Source organism: Azospirillaceae bacterium (genome assembly GCA_028283825.1).
Classification (GTDB): domain Bacteria; phylum Pseudomonadota; class Alphaproteobacteria; order Azospirillales; family Azospirillaceae; genus Nitrospirillum.
Window position 1 is genome coordinate 2,340,851 of the sequence record JAPWJW010000003.1, and the last position, 20,914, is coordinate 2,361,764.

Genomic DNA, 20,914 nt, shown 5'->3' on the forward strand with positions numbered 1-20,914 from the left:
TTAAATGTGGGTTTTCGAATCATGACCAAGGGTGTAGGGGGGCTGTCCGCCCCGGCGGTGCTGTCGACCTTGAAATCCCGCCGGGCGGCGGTGCAACCCATCACGGCCGATGAGTATCGCGGCCGGATCGAGGCCGTGCGGCGCCACATGGCGGCGCGCAAGATCGACGCCCTGTTGCTGCCGGCCTCCAGCAACCTGCTGTACTTCACGGGCCTCGACTGGCACGCCAGCGAGCGGCTGACGGCGGCCCTGATCCTGAAGGACGGCGACCCCGTCTACGTCTGCCCGGGGTTTGAGGAGCCCAAGCTGCGCGGCCACCTCAGCCTCGGCGACCGGGTTCTGACCTGGCAGGAGGACGAGAGCGCCTACGCCCTGGTGGCCGACCTGGTGCGCGACCAGTCGGGCGGCAGTGCCACCGTGGCGGTCGACGCCCTGGGCTATGCCGGGGTGTTCTTCGACTTGGGCGCCGCCCTGCCGCAGGCGACCCTGGTGGACGCCCGCGGCGTGACGGAGGCCTGCCGGCGGGTGAAGTCGGCGCATGAGATCGCCCTGCTGTCGCATGCCAAGGCCATCACGCTGGAGGTCCACCGCCTGGCCGCCGGCATCCTGCGCCCCGGTATCACCCCGGCGGAGGTCATCACCTTCATCGACCAGGCGCACCGCGCCATGGGGGCGGACGGCGGCAACACCTTCTGCGCCGTGCAGTTCGGCGAGGCCACGGCCTATCCCCACGGCGCGCCGGGCGAGTGGTTCCTGAAGGAGGGCGATCCCGTCCTGATCGACACCGGCTGCGCCATCGAGGGCTACAAGTCCGACATCACCCGCTGCTACAGCTTCGGCCACCCCACGGCCGAATACCGCCGGGTGTGGGAGGATGAGCGCGACGCCCAGATGGCGGCCTTCAACGCCGCCCGGATCGGTGCCACCTGCGAATCGGTGGACATCGCTGCCCGGTCCCTGCTGGAGGCGCGCGGCTACGGCCCCGGCTACCAGGTCCCCGGCTGCCCCCACCGCACCGGCCACGGCGTCGGCCTGGACCTGCACGAACCCGCCTACATCGTCGGCGGCAACAAGCAGCCGCTGGAGGCCGGCCTGTGCTTCAGCGTGGAGCCCATGCTGTGCCTCTACGGCAAGTTCGGCGTCCGCTTCGAGGACCACGTCCACATGACCGAGGACGGCCCGCGCTGGTTCACCACCCCGCCGACCGACATCGACAACCCGTTCGCGCTTCACCACTGAGCGCACATGAAAACGGGGCCGGTCGTGAGACCGGCCCCGAAGCATTTACAGGCGCGTCGTGTCAGACCTGGAAGCCACGCCAGAACGGATCCTGGGTGGGGTCCACGAAAATGGTGTTGAGGCCGGTCTGCACGGCCCAGCCCTTGATGGACGGGCGGATGCTGTCGAACTCGCCCAGCTTGCCGGCACTTTCCACCCGGCCTTCGAACAGGCTGCCGATGATGCTCTCATGCACGAAGCTCTGGCCGACGGCCAGCTTGCCCTGCGCCGCCAGGTGGGCCATGCGGGCCGAGGTGCCGGTGCCGCAGGGGGAACGGTCGATGGCGCGGTCGCCGTAGAACACGGCGTTGCGGCCGTGGGCGTCGGGATGCTTGGGCTTATCCACCCACATCACGTGGCTCAGGCCCCGGATGGTGTCGTTCAGGGGGTGGACGGGGGTGATCTTGTCGCGCACCAGCTGGCGCACCAGGCCGCTGAAATGCACGATCTTCTGCGAACCCAGATCGTCGATGCCCTTGTAGGCGCCCTGCGGTTCGATGATGCCGTAGAAGTTGCCGCCATAGCTGATGTCCAGCGTGATGGGGCCCAGTTCCGGCACCTCGATGGTGATGCCGCGGGTGTGGAGGAAGCTGTCGATGTTGAACAGCCGCACCCAGGCGACCTTGCCGGCCGCCATCTCATATTCCACGCCGATCTGGCCGGCGGGCACGTCCAGCACCAGCTTGCCGGGGGTGCGGGGGCGGATCAGGCCGTGTTCCAGCGCGAAGGTCACCATGCCGATGGTACCGTGGCCGCACATGGGCAGGCAGCCCGAGGTCTCGATGAACAGGATGGAGGCGTCGGCCTCCGGGCTGCACGGCGGATAGACGAATCCACCGGACATCATGTCGTGGCCACGCGGCTCAAAGCACAGCGCGGTGCGGATCCAGTCGAAGCGCGACAGGAAGTCCTGGCGCTTCTCGCTCATGGTGGCGCCCGCCAGGGGCGGATGGCCGCCCATGACCAGGCGCACCGGGTTGCCGCAGGTGTGCCCGTCGATGCAGGGGAAGGTCTGGCGGCCGGTCGGCAGCACAAGGTCGCCGGTCGGGTGGCTGGGGGTGGTGGTCATGGGATCAGGCCTTCCAGGCAGACGGGAACGTTACTTCGTCAAGGATATGGGCGGGAACCGGCGGAACCGCGACTGGGAATTCCGCCGGCGCCCCTACTTACTTTACAGAGCCGGACGAGTCGCGGCGGCCTTTTCCACGGCGGCGATGACGTCGGCGCGGACCTGGCCTTCCAGCGGGTAGCGCGGCGGACGCACGCGCTCGGACCCACGGCCCATCACCTGCTCGGCCAACTTGATGCTCTGCACCAGGTCGTGGCGGGCATCCAGGTGCAGCAGCGGCAGGAACCAGCGGTAGATGGCGCGGGCCTTGGCCAGGTCGCCGGCGATGACGGCGTCATAGATCGCCACCGACTCCTTGGGGAAGGCGTTGGTCAGGCCGGAGATCCAGCCCTTGGCGCCCAGCAGCAGGCCTTCCAGGGCCACGTCGTCCAAGCCGGCCAGCAGCAGCAGCTTCGACTCGTCGATGGCGTTGGCCAGGTCGGTGAAGCGGCGGGTGTCGGGGGCCGATTCCTTCAGCGCGACGATGGTCGGGATTTCCGCCAGGCGCTGCAGCAGGGGGATGCTGATGTCCACGCGGTAGGCCGGCGGGTTGTTGTACAGCATGATCGGCAGGGGGGAGGCGGCGGCCACGGCGGAGAAGTGGCGGAACAGCTCTTCTTCCGTGGGCACGTACACCATGGCCGGCAGCACCATCAGGCCGTCGGCGCCGATCTCGGCGGCGTCGCGGGCATAGGCGGCGGCGCGCGGGGTGGTCAGTTCGGACACGCCGGTGATCACCGGAACCCGGCCGGCGACCACTTCCTTGGCGGCGGCCAGGACCTTGCGCTTCTCGTCGGGCTCAAGCGAGTTGTTCTCGCCCACCGTGCCCATCATGATGAGGCCGTGCACGCCGTCGCGGACCAGGCCGTCGATCACCCGCTGGGTTTCAGCGTAGTTGATGCTGAGGTCTTCGTTGAACTGCGTCGTCACCGCGGGGAACACGCCGCGCCAGTTGGGCAAGGACATCTCTCAAAACCTTTCACAGTCGCATACACGCTTGTCGGCAAGCGTTCAGGTGGATACTATAATGGGATATTGTATCCAATCAAGGGACTCAACGCATGTCCGCCGCCGCTGGAACCAGCAACCCACCCATGTCATCCGGTCCGGGGCCCTTCCGCCCGGGTGCCGGCACCATCGCGGTGGTGGGGGCAGGCGTGGTGGGCACGGCCACGGCGCTGGCGCTGGTGCGCGATGGCCATGACGTGGTGTTGGTGGACCGGGATGAGCCCGGGCGCGGCTGTTCCTTCGGCAACGCCGGTCACATCGCCACGGAACAGCTGCTGCCGCTGGCCTCCTTCGCCACCATGCGGCGCGTTCCCGGCCTGCTGCTGAACCGCAAGGGGCCCCTGGGCATTCGCGCCGGCGCCCTGCCCATCCTGGCGGGCGGCTGGGCCAAGGATTTCCTGGCGGCCTGCCTGCCCAAGGCCCACGCGCGCGGCACCCGGGTCCTGACGGAAATGATCGGCACCGTCGTGGGCGACTGGCGCACCCTGTTGGTGGGCACGGGCGCTGAGGACCGTTTCCAGACGCGCGGCCATTACAGCGTATGGGAAAGTGCCGGACCCCAGGCGGCGGTGGATGCCGCCGTGGCTGCCGCCCAGGCGCTGGGCGTGCCCGCCGTCGCCTGGGATCGCAACGACTGGCCCGACCTGCCGCCCGCCCTGCGCCAGCGTGCCACCGGCGGCATGACCTATACCGGCACCGGCCACGTCAACGATCCCCACGGCCTGACCCTGGACCTGGCCGCCGCCTTCGTGGCGCGCGGCGGGCGGATCGAGCGGGCGGCCATCCAGTCGCTGGAAACGGACGGCAAGGGCTGGCGCCTGCGGCATGAGGGCGGCACGCTGACGGCCGACGCCGTGCTGGTGGCCATGGGCATCGACTCGGGATCGTTGCTGGAACCGCTGGGCTATCGCGTGCCGCTGATCGCGGAACGCGGCTACCACGTCGTGGTGCCGGGCGACTCGGGATTGGACCGGCCTGTGGTGTTCGAGGATCGCACCGTCATCGTCACCCCCATGGCCATGGGCCTGCGCGCCACCAGCTTCACCGATTTCAGCGGCCCGAACGACGCGCCCGACCCGCGCCGCCCGGCCTTGTTGCGCCATCATCTGCGCGACACCGGCCTGCTGGCGCCCGAAGCCGAGACGACAGAATGGACCGGCTGCCGGCCCAGCCTGCCGGACTACCTGCCCATCCTGGACGCCAGCCGCCGCCATGCCGGCCTCTATGCCGCTTGCGGCCACCAGCATCTGGGCCTGACCCTGGCCGCGGTCAGCGCGCGCCGCATGGCCGACATCGTCGCCGGCCGGGTCGAGCCCGATCCGGCCATGGCCCTGGACCGTTTCACCTGAATTCATCCCGAACCACCACTTCCGTCCTATGACCGGAGGCGTAGTTATCCTATGAAGAAAAATCGGATACGATATCCGCATTCAACTTGGCAGTTGGGTCCGCTCGCTCCGCCCGCCTTCATGGCGGCGGACGATGGCCGTTTAGAACAAACCCGTTTAAAACAAACAGACAAAACAGGGGCTTGCTGATGGGGCGCGACCTTACGGGCTTCGCGCCCTCCCGCCGGACCGTGTTGCGTGGTGCCGCGTCGGCCGCGGCATTGATGGCGGTGCCGGCAATGGCCGCACCCCTGGTGCCGTCGCCGAACGCGGCCACGGCCGCCCCGTTCCCGCTGGACGCGGTGCGGCTGAAACCGTCGCCCTTCCTGTCGGCGGTGGAGGCCAACGCCAAATACCTGCACAGCCTTGAGGCCGACCGCCTGCTGCACAACTTCCGCACCGGCGCCGGTTTGCCGGCCAAGGGCGCGGTCTATGGCGGCTGGGAATCCGACACCATCGCCGGCCACACCCTGGGCCATTACCTCAGCGCCTTGGCGTTGATGCACGCCCAGACCGGTGACGCCGAATGCAAGCGGCGGGTCGATTACATCGTCACCGAACTGGCGGAATGCCAGAAGGCCCAGGGCGACGGTTATGTCGCCGGCTTCACCCGCAAGCGCGGCGACATCGTCGAGGACGGCAAGGTCGTGTTCGACGAATTGCGCCGGGGCGAAATCCGCTCCGCCGGGTTCGACCTCAACGGCTGCTGGGTCCCGCTGTACAACTGGCACAAGCTCTACACCGGCCTGTTCGACGCCCAGACCCTGTGCGGCAATGCCCAGGCCCTGGACGTGGGCGTCAAGCTGGGCGGCTACATCGATGAGGTGTTCAGCCACCTGAATGACGACCAGGTCCAGCAGGTGCTGGATTGCGAGCACGGCGGCATCAACGAATCGTTCGCCGAACTCTACGCCCGCACCGGCGACCGCCGCTGGCTGCTGCTGGCCGAACGCCTCTACCACGCCAAGGTGCTGGTGCCGCTGTCGGAAGGCCGGGATGAGTTGGCCAACATCCACGCCAACACCCAGATCCCCAAGCTGATCGGCCTGGCCCGCCTGTATGAACTGACGGGGGCGGAACGCCACGCCAAGGCGTCCGGTTTCTTCTGGCAGACGGTGACGACCAACCATTCCTACGTCATCGGCGGCAACGCGGACCGGGAGTATTTCCAGGAACCGCGCAGCATCTCCCGCCACATCACCGAACAGACCTGCGAAGGCTGCAACAGCTACAACATGCTGAAGCTGACCCGCATGCTGTACGCCCGCCAGGCCGACGCTCATTACTTCGACTTCTATGAGCGCGCGCACCTGAACCACGTGCTGGCGCAGCAGAACCCGGCCACCGGCATGTTCACCTACATGACGCCGCTGATGTCCGGTGCCGCGCGTGAATTCTCCACCCCCACGGAAGATTTCTGGTGCTGTGTCGGCACCGGCATGGAAAGCCATGCCAAGCACGGCGAGAGCATCTATTGGAAGCGCGGGGCCGAAGACCTGGCCGTCAACCTCTACATCCCCTCCACCCTGAAATGGGCGGAGCGGGGGGCGGTCATCGACCTGGACACGCACTATCCGGAGCGGGAGACGGTGCTGCTGACGGTCAAGGCGCTGGCGCGGCCCGCCACCTTCACCCTCAGCCTGCGCATCCCCGCCTGGTGCACCGGTGCCACCCTGGCCGTGAACGGCAAGCCCCAGGATCTGGCGGTCCAGGGCGGTTACGCCACCATCCGCCGGGAATGGAAGGCGGGCGACGCCGTCGCCCTGCGCCTGCCCATGGCGTTGCGGCTTGAGGCCACCAACGACGATCCGGACACCGTGGCATTGCTGCACGGGCCGCTGGTGCTGGCGGCCGACCTGGGTGCCGCGCCGGTGAGCGAGGCGCCCACCGGCTCCCCCCAGCCCACGCCCGTCTCGGCGGCTTTCCAGGGGCCGGCGCCGGCCCTGGTGGCGGCCAATGTGCTGGATGGTTTCCAGCGCCGGGACGCCGACAGCCTGGTGTGGCGCACCACCGGCATGGGCCGGCCGGGCGATATGGACTTCCAGCCCTTCTACCGCCAGTACACGCGGCGCAGCGCCGTCTACTTCAAGCGCTACACCGACGCGCAGTGGAAGACGGCCGAGGTCGCCCTGGCGGCGGAGGCGGCACGCCAGCGCGACATCCAGGCGCGCTCCGTCGACGTCATGCATCTGGGCGAGATGCAGCCGGAACGCGACCACGCCCTGGACGCCAAGATCTCCTACCCCGTCACGTACCGCGGCCGGAACGGCCGTGACGCCCGCACCGGCGGCTATTTCGAATTCAAGGCCAAGGTGCGCGACGGCGCCATGGTGTTGCAGGCGACCTACTGGGGGGATGAGCGCAAGCGCCTGTTCCACATCCTGGTCGACGGCACCCGCATCGCCACGCAGAAGCTGGACGCGGAGCGTCCGGGTGAGTTCTTTGACGTGGAATACGCCATCCCCGCCAACCTGACGGCGGGCAAGTCCAGTGTCGTCATCCGATTCGAGCCGGAAACCGGCCATTCCGCGGGGCCGGTGTTCGGCTGCCGCGTCGTTGCAGCCTCAGCCTCTCAGGGAGCGCCCATCTGATGAACCGCCTTAAAGCCGGCCTGCTCGGCACCGCCTTTGTCTTCGGCACGCTGTCCCTGGGTGGCCTGGTCACCGGAAGCCCCGCCTTCGTCGGCGCCGCCCATGCGGCCCCGGCCGCCGCGCCTGCCAAGGCCGACGCTCAGTTCAAGGCCATCTACACCAAGGAATGGAAGTGGCGGCAGGAGGAATTCAAGGGCGAGGATGACGAGGACAGCACCGACACCGCCGCCGGCCACCTGCCCAAGGTGGATGCCGCCACCCAGGAAAAGCGCCTGAAGGTCTGGGAAGGCGTGATCAAGGAACTGGACGGCGTGAACCAGGCCGAGCTGTCGCCGGAAGAACGCGTCAACTTCAGCATCTATCACGACCAGGTGGCGGTCCTGCTGGCCAGCCAGAAGTTCCGTGACTATGAAAAGCCGCTGAACGCCGACACCAGCTTCTGGTCCAACCTGGCCGGTGGTGCCCGCAAGCCGTTCAAGACCGAGGAAGAGTACCGCGCCTTCATCGGCCAGATGAACGACATGCCCCGTTATTTCGGGGAGCAGATCGTCAACATGCGCGCCGGCCTGAAGCGCGGCTTCACCCCGCCCAAGGTGACGCTGGTCGGCCGTGACAGCGGCCTGGTGGTGGTGGCTGAGGCCAAGACGCCGCAGGACAACGTCTATTACGTGCCGTTCAAGGACATGCCGGCCACCATCCCGGCGGCCAAGCAGGCGGAGTTGCGGGCGGAAGCGGTGGCGGCCATCACCAAGTCGGTGGTGCCGGCCCACGCCGCGGTGCTGAAGTTCATGCGGGAAGAATACGTGCCGGGCGCCCGCACCGACTTGGCGGCCGAGACCCTGCCGGACGGCAAGGCCTACTACCAGTCCAAGATCAAGGAATTCGCCACCGTCGACCTGACGGCCGACCAGATCCACCAGCTCGGCCTGGATGAGGTGGCGAAGATCCACCAGCAGATGCTGGACGTGATGAAGCAGGCGAACTTCCAGGGCGACATGCCCGCCTTCCTGAAGTTCCTGCGCACCGATCCGCAGTTCTACGCCAAGACGCCGGAGGAACTGCTGATGCGGTCGGCGTGGGTGGCCAAGAAGTTCGACGGCGTGGCCAGCCAGTATTTCGGCTACCTGCCGCGGTCGCGCTTCGCCATCGTCCCGGTGCCGGCGGACGTGGCGCCGTTCTACACCTCCGGCCGCGGCGGCCCCGGCGTCTACCTGGTCAACACCTACGACCTGCCGTCCCGCCCGCTCTATTCCATGCCGGCGCTGACCCTGCACGAATCGGCCCCGGGCCACGCCTTCCAGATGCCCATCGCGGCGGAACAGAAGGACCAGCCGGAGTTCCGGCAGAAGGTCTACATCTCCGCCTTCGGTGAGGGCTGGGCGCTGTACTGTGAGAAGCTGGGCGATGAGATGGGCATCTATGAGACGCCCTACGAACGCTTCGGCATGCTCAGCTACCAGATGTGGCGCGCCGCCCGCCTGGTGGTGGACACCGGCATCCATGCCAAGGGCTGGACGCGTGAACAGGCGCAGCAGTACCTGCACGACAACACCGCCCTGGCCGATCATGAGATCGAGACCGAGGTGGACCGTTACATCGCGTGGCCGGGCCAGGCCCTGTCCTACTACCTGGGTGAAATGGCCATCCTGAAGGCCCGCGCCAAGGCGGAGAAGGCGCTGGGCCAGAAGTTCGACCTGCGCAACTTCCACGACACGGTGCTGAAGATGGGCGGCGTGCCCCTGCCGGTGCTGGAGGCCCGCATCGACCGCTTCATCGCCGAGGGCGGCAAGAGCCCGTACCCGGCGCAGTAAGGAAAGGGCGAAAGGCCGGCTGCATTCAATCGCAGCCGGCCTTTCCCGTCTTCATACGAACCGCTTCATAACCGCCGGGGAATGTCGGCCGTCTCATAGAACACGCCGGTGATGATCGGGTACGGCTTTATCCGGTACGCGATCCAATACCGCCCTGCTTTCACCCATGCCAGCCCCGGTCGGACAAGGTGGGGATAGGCGCGTGGCGCCGATAGCCCAGCCATGGGATCGTGCTCAATGGCATCAGACGCCTTTTGCAGGGCGTGCATCAGGTTCACGACCGCTTCAAAGCGGTCCAAGGCTTCATAGTGACGACGAAGGGCGGAGACATGCTGCCCAGCTTCGCGGCTGAGCGGAATCAACGCGGAGCGGCGCTTCCCCGGGTCGGCCCTCGGGCAGGCGTCTCACGCCGCTTGGCCTTCATCCGGGCGATACTGGCACGGAGTTCCGCCATGACGGTTTCGCCCGACACGATATGACCCGCCTCGATATCCGCATCGCTGCGGTCCAAGGCGGCGGTCCAGTCGTCCAGGGTCAACTTGGTCGGGTCACGGTCCGTCATGGGCATAAGATGGCACTGGGGGAGGGCCTTGTCGAGAGCACGGGGAGCCTACGTCCTTGTTTTGTTCTTTTGGGTGCCTTCCGCTCAAGTGGATGTGGGTGTATCAAGGGGGAACCCCTTTCCCTTGATGCAGGCGCTACGCCCCATGTCCCTGGACCTTCTCTCCCTCGCCCTTGGTTTCATCGCGGCGCTGATCGTGGCCCTGGTGGTCGCGCGCGTGGCCGGCGGGGCTGCGCGGGCGGCTCAGGAACAGCGCGTGATGGCGCTGGAGGCCGACCTGGACGATGTGCGCCAGGCCAAGGCGGAGGCCGACCGCCGGCTGGCGGTGGAGGGGGAACGGGCCTCGCGCATCCCCTTGCTGGAACGTGACCTGGCGCAGTTGCGGGATGAGAAGACCCGCCTGTCCCAGGATCTGTCGGCGTCGAGAGAGGCGCTGGTGCGTGAGTTGAAGCAGGCGGATGAGAAGCTGGCCCTGCTGATCCAGGCGCGCGAGACCATGGGGCGGGAATTCAAGGTACTGGCGGATGAGGTCATGACCCGCCATGGCGAGACCTTCGCCAAGCAGAACCGGGCGCAGCTGGACGGCCTGCTGGCGCCGATGCGCGACCGCATGGTGGAATTCCAGCAGGGCCTGCAACTGGCCCACACCGAAAGCGCCAAGGACCGGGCGGCGCTGGCGCAGCAGATCCGGTCCCTGACCGACACCAGCGCCCGCATGACCAGCGAGACGCACAACCTGACCCAGGCCCTGAAGGGCAAGGCCCAGACCCAGGGCGCCTGGGGTGAGATGATCCTGTCCACCATCCTGGAACGCTCCGGCCTGCGCGAGGGGGAGGAGTACGTGACCCAGGAAAGCCGTACGGATGCGGAAGGCGGCCGCCTGCGCCCCGACGTGGTGGTGAACCTGCCGGGCGGCCAGCGCGTGGTGGTCGACGCCAAGGTGTCGCTGACCGCGTTCGAGGCGCACGTGAACGCGGAGAATGAGATCGACCGCATGGCGGCCCTGGCCCGCCACATCGTCTCGCTGCGCAGCCACATCAGGACGCTGGGCAGCAAGGACTACACCGGTGCGGTGGGCAGCAACCTGGACTATGTCCTGATGTTCGTGCCCATTGAGGGCGCCCTGGCCGTGGCCCTGACGGAGGACCCGGGCCTGACGGCCTTCGCCGCCGAGATGAACGTGGCCATCGCCACCCCCACCACCCTGATGGTGGCCCTGCGCACCGTCGCCAACGTCTGGCAGGTGGAACGCCGCAACCGCAACGCCGAGGCCATCGCCGACCGCGCCGGCAAGCTGTTCGACAAGTTCGTCGGCTTCCTGGAAGACATGCGCAGCCTGGGCACCCAGCTGGATCGCGTGCACAAGAGTTACGGCGGCGCCATGGCCAAGCTCAGCACCGGCACCGGCAACCTGGTGCGCCAGGTGGAACAGCTGAAGGACATGGGCGCCAAGACCTCCAAGGCCATCCCCGCCGACTTGCGTGAGGACGGACCGGAGGAACACGACCCGGAAGAGGCCAAGGCCGCGCTGGCGCTGGTGTGAGGGGCCGATGCAGCGTTCAGAAATCGATGTCAGGCCCCACCAGATAGATGTATTTCCCCTCCGGCGTCTTCACAAACCCTGATCCCCCCATGTCGATCGTCCAGTTGAGCCGCTGGCCATCGCGGGTGGTCAGGTAGCCCTCCGCGTAGCATTCGGTGGTGGTCGCCTCCTCATTGAAATTCTCACTGGTGACCTCCCGGGTTTTCCTCAGCCATTTCAGGATGTTCTTTTCCGACGGCTTGAATCTCCTGCATGCGGTCTCGATGTACGGCCGTCCCGTTTCCTGGGGCTCATAGATCGCCGTCTTTTCCACCGTCAGGTTTGCGACGGTGAAGCTGTGGGGGCGGGCGCAAGCGGTGGATGCCGCGACGCATGCAAGGAAAAGCGGAAGGACGAGGACGCGGCACCTGATCGCCATGTCACACCTGAGCTGAGTTCCGAACCCGCATGGTCCACACACGGAACTATGCGCCGCCGCCCGCGCGGGCAATTGTCCGGATTGCGTAGGGGCTTTCGTCTGTCGCGCCCGCTGGCTCGGCGGCATTATGGTGGGCGTGTCACGCCCTTCTTGCCGGAACCCGTTCCCATGACCACCCCGCCCCGCCTCTGGGACATCAGCCAGCCTTTGCGCCCCGGCTTGCCGGTGTGGCCGGGGGACACGGCGTTCGGGGAGGAACGGACCTGGGCGATCGGGCCGGGCTGTCCGGTGAACGTCAGCCGGCTGGTGATGTCCACCCACAGCGGCACCCATGCCGACGCACCCCTGCACTACGACGCCAGGGGGCTGACGGCGGGTGCGATGGATCTGGCGCCCTATCTGGGGCCGGCGCAAGTGGTGACGGTGCCGGCGGGCGTCCCCTTCGCCACGGTGGATCATGTGGCGCCGCATTGGCGGCCGGGCGTGCCCCGTCTGCTGCTGCACAGCTACGACCGCTTTCCGCATGATGCTTGGCGGTCGGATTACACCGCCATCGACCCGGCGCTGATCGATTGGCTGGCGGGGCTGGGCGGGGTGCTGCTGGGCACCGACGCGCCGTCGCTGGACCCGCAGGACAGCAAGGATTTGCCGGCCCACATGATGCTGAACCGCCACCGTTTGGCGGTGTTGGAAGGGTTGGTGTTCGACGGTGTGCCCGACGGCGTATACGAGCTGATCGCCCTGCCGCTGCCCCTGGGCAACGCCGACGCCTCGCCGGTGCGGGCGGTGTTGCGGGAACTGGCCTGAACCGAAACTCTTGACGCGACCGCGTCCGCCGGAGTTTTCCGGGGAGCGGAGCGGACTGGAAAACGAGGATAAGCCCAGCCGCCGGATGGCGGCGCCCCGCGCCTGAGGGAACACCCAACCCTACAAATATAACTTCCCGAAGAAATACGCGGTCATCGCCACGCCGGTGAGGATGACGAAGCGGCGCACCCATTCGCCGGGCAGCTTGCGGGCGACGTCGGCGCCAATATAGCCGCCGATGATGGCGGCCACCATCATCACCAGGGCGGGGGCCCACACCACCCGGCCACCCAGGACGAAGGTGACGGTGGCGATGGCGTTCAGGCTGCCGGACAGCAGGGTCTTCCACGCGTTCATGGCGTGCATGTCGCGCAGGCCGAACAGGGTCATCGCCGCCATGCTGAGGATGCCCACGCCGCCGCCGTAATAACCGCCGTAGATGGCGATGACGAACTGGCAGCACAGCAGGGCGGTGGGCGTCAGGTGCACGCTGTCCTTCACCAGGGCGGTGACGCGGCGGCCGAAGGCGAACACCAGGGTGGCCAGCAGCAGCAGCCAGGGCACCAGCGCCACGAACACCGATTCGGGCGTGTTCATCAGCAACAGGGCGCCGATCACGCTGCCCACCAGGCTGACCGCCACCATGGGCGCCATGCCGACCCCCTGGATGGGTTGGAATTCACGCCGGTAGGCGTAGACGCTGGCGAAGGAACCGGGGAACAGGGCCACCGTGTTGGTGGCATTGGCCGTCACCGGCGGCAGGCCCGCGAACACCAATGCCGGAAAGCCCAGGAAACTGCCGCCGCCGGCGACCGCGTTCAGCACACCGGCGGCGAAGGCGGCGGCAACCAGCAAGGCCCAGGTCCAGATGTCCATCGGCATCCCATGCGTGCCCCGGTCGTTGCCGGGGGCGTTCAGGCGTCAGGGGGCGGGCGCCTGGCCAGCCGCGACCGGTACGTCGCCGTGCAGCACGCGGTAGAGCTGGAACCCCTTGCCTTCGTGAACCAGGTCGGCCAGGCCCGTCAACTCCCGATGGCCGGCCTCGGTGTTCAGGACCATGACGTAGTCATAGTCGCGGCGCCAGTTCTGCCAGAAGGCGGGGACGGCGGGGGCGGGGCCGGTGGCGGCGCGCATCATGTCGCCCGTGCTGGGCGGGTCGCCGTCCTCGCGGTCCACGCGGCCGGTATAGGCGGGCTTCACGGCCAGGATCTGCTTGCCGGCCACGCTGAAGGCCGTGCTGACCAGGCTGGCGCGATCGATGATGGCCAGGCACGGCGCGTGGCTGAAGGCGGCGTTGAAGTTGACGTCGCCGGTGGGCACCGTGGCCTCCGCCACCAGGATGGTGGATCCGGGTTCCACCACCGTCAGGGACGCCCGCATGTCCTTGTAGATCTGGCCCAGGGGGACCCAATCGCCCACCATCACCACGCTGCGGACCACGATGACGGCCAGGATGGCGGCCAGGGCCGCCAGGCGGCCCCAGCGGGTGCGGAACTCGAACCGCACGAAGCCCAGGCCCAGGAACAGCAGCGCCACCGGAAGCCGCTCGTCGGCATAGGCCGAACCGAACAGCACGGTGGGCATGGCGATGTAGGTGACCGCCCCCGTGCCCAGCAGCATCCAGCCGGCCACGTGCAGGTGCATGCGCCGGGTGACCAGCAGCAGGACGGCGACGGCCAGGGCCACCAGGCCCAGCCGCACCTCCCATGTCTCATGGAAGGTGGTGACCAGGAAACGCAGGCCCTCGCCCTTGCCGACCCAGCTCCACACCACCTGGTCGGCCAGGCCCATGGTGGGGCTGAGCGCCAGCAGGGGGAAGACGACCAGGAAGGGCAGGGCCATCAGGCCCAGGTGCCGCAGGGCGCGCCGCCACGGCATGCGGGCCAGGGCCGGCGCCTCCAGGCAGAAGATGGCCATGCCATAGAGGCCGACGGCGAACAGGTGGCAGAAGAACAGCACCAGCACCGTGGCGGCCGACGCGGCCAGGCGCCTGAGATGCGATTGCCGGCGCAAGGACAGGCGGATGGCCGTGCCCCACAGCGCCAGGCCGATGCCGAACAGGAAGTTGGTGAAGCCCAGCAGGAAGATGCCGTTGTAGGTGAAGGCCATGGCCACCAGGGCGTTGGCCCCGCCGGGGCCGTGCTGCGCCCGGTGCAATGCCCGGTGCAGCGCCCAGGTGCCGGTGACGATGCTGACGACGATGGCGGCGATGAACAGCTTGCCCGCCAGGAACACGCCCACCACCCGCACCAGCGGCGGCACCACGATGTCCATGGCCAGGTTGGGGATGACCTGCCAGTCGATGGAATAGAAGCGCTGCAGCAGCGGTTCCTGGCCCAGGCGCGCGATGATGTCCATGCGCGCCAAATGGTTGGCGTAGTCCGTCAGCGGCGGGACCAGGACATAGAACAGCGGCGCCAGCACCACCGCCAAGGCGATGACACCCATCACCGTGGCGATGGGCAGGTCCATACTGCGGGGGCGGGCATCGCTACGCGCGGCGGCGTCCAGGGCAACCATCATCCTTGCCAATTAACAGGCCGCTCCCGCAGTGCACAAGACAATCAAAAGGGGATCGTTCAGCGAATGGGGAATACGCGATACCCGTTTCCGCCGCCGCTACTTTTTGCCTCAGTCCAGGGTATCGGGCCACGGGTGCGATCTTGTCCAGGATTGTTGCAAGTGTCGCGGATTTTGGCTTGGGGCGCCCCATGGCCTGACGGTGCCGGCACATGGTTAAAAAATTTGATGGCTGCGAATTTATGATTCACGGGCTTGTGTCCCGCGCGCGATTCCCCTAACGAAGCACCGAATGACGGCCGCCCCGGATTCGGGAGGACGGCCGCGATGGACGACAGGTGGGCATGAATGTCCCCGTGTGCGGCTTGGGGGCCGCCGGGGGCGGGGCTTTTTCGCGAGGCGTGGGCGGTTGCTGGTCAGCCGGCCTGGGGGACGCCGGCATTTCGACTGAGTGGTTTTCTCAAGGATTTGGGCATGCAGGCACAGGTCACGGCACGCGTTCGGCATCCGGTAGGGTTCTGGTTCGTCTTCTGGGGGGAATTGGCCGAGCGCGCCTGTTATTACGGCATGCGCACGCTGCTGGCCCTGTACATCACCGCGCAGCTCGGCTTCTCCGACAGCGACGCCGCCACCGTCATCCAGGTGTTCATGGCGTCCTGCTACGCCCTGCCGCTGATCGGCGGCTTCATCGCCGACCGCTGGCTGGGCCGCTATCCCACCATCATCATCTTCTCCTTCCCCTACATCGCGGGGCAGGTGGCGCTCAGCTTTGCCAGCACACCCTGGATGCTGTACGGCAGCCTGGCCATGCTGGCGGTGGGTGCCGGCGCCATCAAGCCGAACGTCAGCCCGCTGATGGCCCGCATGTACCAGGAACAGGGCAAGGAAGCCCTGATGGACAAGGCCTTCAGCTACTTCTACGTGGCGATCAACATCGGCGGCTTCGTCACCTCCTACGCGCTGCCCTGGGTGCGCGACAAGGCGGGTTACCAGGTGGCGCTGATGCTGCCGGCCGCCCTGATGGCCATTGCCCTGGTGGCCTTCGCCGCCGGCCGCCGCTTCTATCCGCAGGAAAGTGCCGCCGACCGTCGTGCCGCCCGTGCCCGGCAGGTGGCGGAGGGGGCGGCGGGCATGACGCCGGAGGAGCGCACCCGCCTGTTCCGCATGCTGGCCGGCTTCCCCATGCTGCTGGTGTTCTGGATGGCCTATGACCAGACCGCCACCACCTGGGTGTTTTTCGCCCGCGACTATATCAACCTGGACCTCTGGCCCTTCGGTTTCGACCTGACGCCGGACCAGCTTCAGGCGGTCAACCCGTTGATGATCATCGTGCTGACCCCCATCTTCAACGCCTTCTGGGGATGGCGCGACCGGCGCCAGGGGGCCATCACCCCGGCGCGGACCAAGGTGTTCGTGGGTTTCCTGATCACCGCCCTGTCCATCGCCATCATGGCCCTGGCCGGTTATCTGGCCAGCGCGGAACACCCGGTCAGCATCTGGTACATGCTGGTTTCCAACGTCGTGCTGGGCTTTGGCGAGCTGTGCATCAGCATGATCGGCCTGCAATGGGCTTATATGGAGGCGCCGGCCCGGCTGAAATCCTCCATCACCGCCCTCTTCCTGCTGACCGTCTTCGCCGGCGACATGGTGGGCGGGCTGTACGTCCAACTTTATGGCCGCCTGTCGTCCTTCAACTACTTCGGCGGCCAGGTGGCAGCCCTGCTGGCGGCGGCGGCTTTCTTCTACGCCGTGTCGCTGCGCCGCCAGCGTACGGTGCCGGCGGTCGCCTGACCGTCCTCAACCCGGCGGCATGAGGCAAAACCTCATGCCGCTGTAGGACGCGACCGCGTCCGCCGGAGATTTCCGGGGAGCCGCAGGCGGACTGGAAATCGAGGACAGCCAAGGGCCCGGACGGGCCCGCCCGGCGCCTGAGGGAACACGGAAAGAGCAAAAGAAAAGGCCGCCGTCCTCTGCCAGGACAGCGGCCTTTTTCTTTGAGCCCGCTTGCATGGGGCTTCGTGGGGAGGCGGTGCTGAAAGGAAAGGTGCGGCCCTGCGTCAGGCCGCACCGGCGGTGGGTGTGGCTTCCGTCAGGCCGTTGTTCAGGGCCCAGATGGCCGCCTGTGTGCGGTTGTTGCAGTTGATCTTCCGCAGCAGGCTCTTCAGGTGAACCTTCACCGTGGCCTCGGTAATGTGCAGGCCGTTGGCGATCACCTTGTTGCTTTCACCGCGGACCAGGGCGCGCAGGATCTGCGTCTCCCGCATCGACAGCCCCTTGTGCGGGCTGCCGGTTCCGACATTGCCATGGTTCTGCTGGGTCAACAGCAGGGCCAGGTCGGACGGGAACACCTTTTCCCCCAGCATCACCAGATGCAGGGATTGGATCAGGGCGTTGGACGACCGGTCCTTGGTGAGATAGCCGTCGATCCCAGCCTCCAGCGCCATGCGCAGGCGGGGGGCGTCGAAGCCATTGGTCAGATAGACCAGGCGGGCCTCAGGGAACAGGCTGTGCAGTTGGCTGACGGTCGAGCGGAACTCGCCCGCGTCGGTGACATCGAACAGGACCAGGGTTATCCCCCGGCCCGGCGCCTTGCCGTTCGATACCTCATTGAGGGTAGGTGCTGCCAGCTCCGCCCGGGTGGCTTCCACATCGCGCGCTTCGGAAACCACACGGAAGTCCTGCGGCAAAAGCTGCCGCAAACCTTGACGGAACAGGGTACTCGGGTCGATCACCAAAACGTCATGGATGGCCATGATTCATACCTCCGACTTAGACATCACTCCATCGGAGTTTCTAATATTGGCTATCGTTTCCCACTAAACAACCCTTACTTGTGTCCGGTCGCTTTAGCCCTTTCGCGTAGCCCCCTCGCCCTAGCTAGCCAGGAATATCTGGAACCCTGGCGCGAAAGGGATAGGCGGTCAGCGGCGGTAGCGCTTTTCCTGCATGATTTCAAGCTGCAGCTGCTGGATTTCGGTCAGCCGCTTCCACTGCCGCTGGATGAGATAATCAATTTTTTCGTGCAGATGCCGGATCTCCAGCTCAGCCTTGAGGTTGACCCGGTAGTCGTTCTCCGACCGCAGCCTGTCCTTCGATTCCTGCCGCTTCTGGCTCATCATGATGATGGGCGCCTGTACCGCGGCCAGGCAGGACAGAATTAGGTTCAGCAGGATGAAAGGGTATGGATCGAACGACTTACCGCTTTCGACGATGTTGATCAGCATCCAGACAACGAGGAAGCCGCCGAAGCTCAGGATGAAGGTCCAGCTGCCGCCGAAGGTGGCGATGCGGTCCGACATGCGCTCGCCCAGCGTCCGCTCCTCGGCGTAGCCTTCCTCAATGTTCTCGGCCAAGGTTTCGTGCGTGGCCATGCTCTCCGCCACCTGGCGGTCCAGCTCCGTCAGTTCGCCCTTTTCCTGCTGCAGCAGTTCCTCGACATAGAGGGAGCGATAGCGGGCGACCACGCCGCGGCTGACCAGCGCGTCGTGGGGCAGGCCGCCATGGTCGCGGCGGATGCGGATGGCCAGGCTGGGGCGCAGGGTATCCAGGTTGATCAGGTCGCGCTTGGCGCGCACCTTGCCGGTGACGGCGCACGCCGCGCGCTTGGACGGCACGCCGGCGTCGGCGGCCGGGCCGGCATCCAGGCCCGCGTCCTCGTCACTGCTGTCCAGGGAATCGTCGGCCAGGTCCTCGGCGGCCAACTCCTCCGCCTCTGCCGCCAGCTCGGCGGCGAAGGCCGCTTCCGTGTCGGCATCCCGGATCAACCGCGTCGCCTTGTCATCCTGCGGGGGCACATCACCCTCGCCACGCCCCTGGTCCATAACCCGTCCTTCTCGGTCCGGCCTTGGCAGGCCCGCCGCCTTTGTCATGGGGGTGCCGCCGTCACCGGGCCGCCCCTCAAACGCTTTTATAGCTGAACTATGACAATTTTCCGCGACGCCCACACCCGCGTTATGTCGCGGCTGCCGCACAGGTGGCGTGCGGCCAAAAGAAAACCCCGCCGACCTTGGGCCGGCGGGGCTTCCCCGTAGGATGCTTGGTCGCCCCCCGGGGGAGGCGCGAAGCGAACCTTAGAACGTGAACTGCATACGGCCGCCGAACGACTGCCAGTTGTCGCCGGTCTGCACGCTGCTGGTGGCCGAGGCGTACTTCTTCAGGTCGATGAACTGGTAGTCCAGCATGAACTTGATGTTCGAGGTGGGGTACCAGTTCAGGCCCAGGGTCCAGACTTCCTGCTGGCCGCCACGGATGCGGTTGGCCGTGTTGGTCGCCCAGGTGTCGGAGTTCAGGTCCATGAAGCTGTAGCGGGTGACGGCTTCCCAGGTGCCCCAGTCGCCCGTCTTCGGGTTGAAGGGCTTATCCACCGTCGGCGCGCTGAAGGCGGCCTGGTTGGCGACGTAGTTGCGCTTCTGGCCGGTGATGACCCAGCCGGCTTCGGCGTAGTAGCCGTAGAAGCTGGGATCGTTGGTCGCGGTGGAGCCGGTCTTATCGCGCTTCAGGTCGATCTGGTAACCTTCGCCCTGCACCCACAGGCTGTCGTAACGCACGGCCGCTTCACCGCCGTAGATGGCGACGCTGTCGGTGTTGATGGCGCCCGTGTTGATGATGGCGCCCAGGCCGCCGTAGCGGTTTTCCGGACGCTCGGACAGCGAGATCTGATGCGTCAGGTTGTTGGCCACGCCGTTGGTCTGCGGCGGGGTGTACAGGTAGGAGCCGTCGATACCGATGTGGACGATGGTGTGCTCGTCATTGATCGGACGGTAGGCGGCGCGGGCGAACACGGCGTGCTGGTCGTCGCCAACGCCGGTCGTGGCCGTGCTGCTGGTGGTGATGCTGTCGCCGGTCATGTAGACGTCGGCGAAATAATTATCGCCGAAGGTGCGGGCGCCGAAGGACACGCGGCCTTCGCTGGCCACCAGGGCGGTCACGACGTTGGTGATGGCGGGACGCTCGACCAGGGCGATGTCGTTGGAGCTGATCGAGTCTTCGAAGGTCAGAGCCGGCTGCATGGCGCCGGCGTCGATGATCCAGCCCTTGAAGCCGTTGTACGACAACTGGGCGGTCTGCAGGCGGCCGGACTGGTTGGTGCGGCCCGCGAAGTCGGCCGTCACGTTGTAGGTCCAGTCGTTGAAGGCCTTGCCGGCGAAGCCGATGTAGGCGCGACGGAAGTTGAAGCCGTCGGTGATGTCCTTGTTCGACCGGTTATCCGGGTTCTTGGCATCCTGCATGTTGTAGCCGTAATCCAACTGGATGCGGCCAACGGGCTGGAAGGTGAAGGCCTTGTCCGCGGACGAGAAGGTCGGCACGCCGTTGGGGAAGGTGATGCTGGGCAGGTTGGCCGTGGCGGCCGTGACGGAGGTGGCGGCCTTTTCGGCGGCGACCTTGCTCTCGGCGGCGGCCTTGTTGGCGGCGTCGGACTGGGTGGCCAGCGCCTGCAGCTGGGTCTGCAGCGCCTGGATCTGCTTGTTCAACGCGTCGATCTGGGCCTGGGTGGCCAGCGGCTGCGGAGCGGCGGCGGCCGAGGCGGCGGCGGCACTCGGCTTCTTCTTGGTGGTCGTGGCGGCTTCCTGGGCCGAGGCGGTGCCGGCGGCGAAAGCCAGACCCAATACCGTGCCAGCCAGCAACACTGTCTTCAGCGTCATTTCCTTGATTCTCCCATCATCCGGTCTACGACATGTCGCCTAAGACCGGTGGCACCGATCCGACGTTCACGCGTTTGGAGCGTTTGGGCATTGCCTGCGCACTGCCCTCACGAAGCGCTCGGTAGCAATATAGCATGACAACAAGACTGCTGAAGATTGACAGATTTATGAAAGGCCGCACCTGTTGCGCCGATGCCACAGTGTCGAATCGGGCCATTTGGGCTGTACGCAAGACGCC

General features: G+C 66.7%; 17 protein-coding genes. 7 read left to right on the plus strand and 10 right to left on the minus strand.

Features of this window, described 5'->3' with window-relative positions:
- The first annotated feature begins 21 nt into the window (after positions 1-21).
- A complete protein-coding gene (locus PW843_22775) occupies positions 22-1,239 on the plus strand; it encodes a Xaa-Pro peptidase family protein (GenBank protein MDE1149389.1) in 1,218 nt (405 codons plus the stop codon).
- 61 nt (positions 1,240-1,300) lie between these two features.
- On the opposite strand, the gene PW843_22780 is transcribed toward PW843_22775, so the two are convergent.
- The gene (locus PW843_22780; protein ID MDE1149390.1) at positions 1,301-2,347 is read right to left on the minus strand and encodes a 4-hydroxyproline epimerase; all 1,047 of its coding nucleotides are present in this window, start codon (positions 2,345-2,347) and stop codon (positions 1,301-1,303) included.
- A gap of 102 nt (positions 2,348-2,449) precedes the next feature.
- Positions 2,450-3,352 carry a dihydrodipicolinate synthase family protein gene (locus PW843_22785; protein ID MDE1149391.1) on the minus strand — a complete coding sequence of 301 codons (903 nt, stop codon included), beginning with the start codon at positions 3,350-3,352 and terminating at the stop codon, positions 2,450-2,452.
- Between the two features lie 128 nt (positions 3,353-3,480).
- On the opposite strand from PW843_22785, the gene PW843_22790 reads away from it, so the two are divergent.
- The 3 genes from PW843_22790 (at position 3,481) to PW843_22800 (ending at position 9,184) form a co-directional block, all read left to right on the plus strand.
- Positions 3,481-4,743 carry an FAD-binding oxidoreductase gene (locus PW843_22790; GenBank protein MDE1149392.1) on the plus strand — a complete coding sequence of 421 codons (1,263 nt, stop codon included), beginning with the start codon at positions 3,481-3,483 and terminating at the stop codon, positions 4,741-4,743.
- A gap of 188 nt (positions 4,744-4,931) precedes the next feature.
- Positions 4,932-7,373: a glycoside hydrolase family 127 protein gene (locus PW843_22795; protein ID MDE1149393.1), complete on the plus strand. Its 2,442-nt coding sequence runs from the start codon at positions 4,932-4,934 to the stop codon at positions 7,371-7,373.
- The gene (locus PW843_22800) at positions 7,373-9,184 is read left to right on the plus strand and encodes a DUF885 family protein (GenBank protein MDE1149394.1); all 1,812 of its coding nucleotides are present in this window, start codon (positions 7,373-7,375) and stop codon (positions 9,182-9,184) included. The genes PW843_22795 and PW843_22800 overlap by 1 nt, the downstream gene beginning before the upstream one ends.
- Positions 9,185-9,249: 65 nt before the next feature.
- Here the strand turns inward: PW843_22800 and PW843_22805 are convergent, their stop codons facing one another.
- Together PW843_22805 and PW843_22810 are read right to left on the minus strand one after the other, a co-directional pair.
- Complete coding sequence (locus PW843_22805; GenBank protein ID MDE1149395.1) at positions 9,250-9,483, minus strand: hypothetical protein; 234 nt, start codon at positions 9,481-9,483, stop codon at positions 9,250-9,252.
- A 59-nt stretch (positions 9,484-9,542) separates the two neighbouring features.
- Positions 9,543-9,746 (minus strand): hypothetical protein, encoded by a 204-nt coding sequence (locus PW843_22810; GenBank protein MDE1149396.1) that lies wholly within the window; start codon positions 9,744-9,746, stop codon positions 9,543-9,545.
- Between the two features lie 145 nt (positions 9,747-9,891).
- Here PW843_22810 and rmuC point away from each other — a divergent pair, with 145 nt between their 5' ends.
- Positions 9,892-11,289 carry a DNA recombination protein RmuC gene (rmuC, locus tag PW843_22815; GenBank protein MDE1149397.1) on the plus strand — a complete coding sequence of 466 codons (1,398 nt, stop codon included), beginning with the start codon at positions 9,892-9,894 and terminating at the stop codon, positions 11,287-11,289.
- Positions 11,290-11,305: 16 nt separating this feature from the next.
- Here the strand turns inward: rmuC and PW843_22820 are convergent, their stop codons facing one another.
- Entirely contained in the window at positions 11,306-11,602 is a 297-nt protein-coding gene (locus tag PW843_22820) for a hypothetical protein (GenBank protein MDE1149398.1), read from the minus strand.
- Between the two features lie 273 nt (positions 11,603-11,875).
- Between PW843_22820 and kynB the strand changes: the two genes are divergently transcribed.
- Positions 11,876-12,514 carry an arylformamidase gene (gene kynB, locus PW843_22825; protein ID MDE1149399.1) on the plus strand — a complete coding sequence of 213 codons (639 nt, stop codon included), beginning with the start codon at positions 11,876-11,878 and terminating at the stop codon, positions 12,512-12,514.
- Positions 12,515-12,634: 120 nt separating this feature from the next.
- Here kynB and PW843_22830 read toward each other — a convergent pair whose 3' ends face one another.
- Both PW843_22830 and PW843_22835 read right to left on the minus strand, forming a co-directional pair.
- Complete coding sequence (locus PW843_22830; protein ID MDE1149400.1) at positions 12,635-13,390, minus strand: sulfite exporter TauE/SafE family protein; 756 nt, start codon at positions 13,388-13,390, stop codon at positions 12,635-12,637.
- Positions 13,391-13,435: 45 nt separating this feature from the next.
- The gene (locus PW843_22835) at positions 13,436-15,037 is read right to left on the minus strand and encodes a hypothetical protein (GenBank protein ID MDE1149401.1); all 1,602 of its coding nucleotides are present in this window, start codon (positions 15,035-15,037) and stop codon (positions 13,436-13,438) included.
- A 471-nt stretch (positions 15,038-15,508) separates the two neighbouring features.
- Here PW843_22835 and PW843_22840 point away from each other — a divergent pair, with 471 nt between their 5' ends.
- Entirely contained in the window at positions 15,509-16,825 is a 1,317-nt protein-coding gene (locus PW843_22840) for an oligopeptide:H+ symporter (GenBank protein ID MDE1149402.1), read from the plus strand.
- Positions 16,826-17,091: 266 nt separating this feature from the next.
- On the opposite strand, the gene PW843_22845 is transcribed toward PW843_22840, so the two are convergent.
- The 3 genes from PW843_22845 to PW843_22855 all read right to left on the minus strand — a co-directional run bounded on the left by PW843_22845 (position 17,092) and on the right by PW843_22855 (position 20,676).
- A complete protein-coding gene (locus PW843_22845) occupies positions 17,092-17,787 on the minus strand; it encodes a response regulator transcription factor (GenBank protein ID MDE1149403.1) in 696 nt (231 codons plus the stop codon).
- A 168-nt stretch (positions 17,788-17,955) separates the two neighbouring features.
- Positions 17,956-18,855, minus strand: a complete 900-nt coding sequence (locus tag PW843_22850; protein MDE1149404.1) for a DUF1003 domain-containing protein — start codon at positions 18,853-18,855, stop codon at positions 17,956-17,958.
- A gap of 249 nt (positions 18,856-19,104) precedes the next feature.
- A complete protein-coding gene (locus PW843_22855; protein ID MDE1149405.1) occupies positions 19,105-20,676 on the minus strand; it encodes a porin in 1,572 nt (523 codons plus the stop codon).
- Positions 20,677-20,914: the final 238 nt, after the last annotated feature.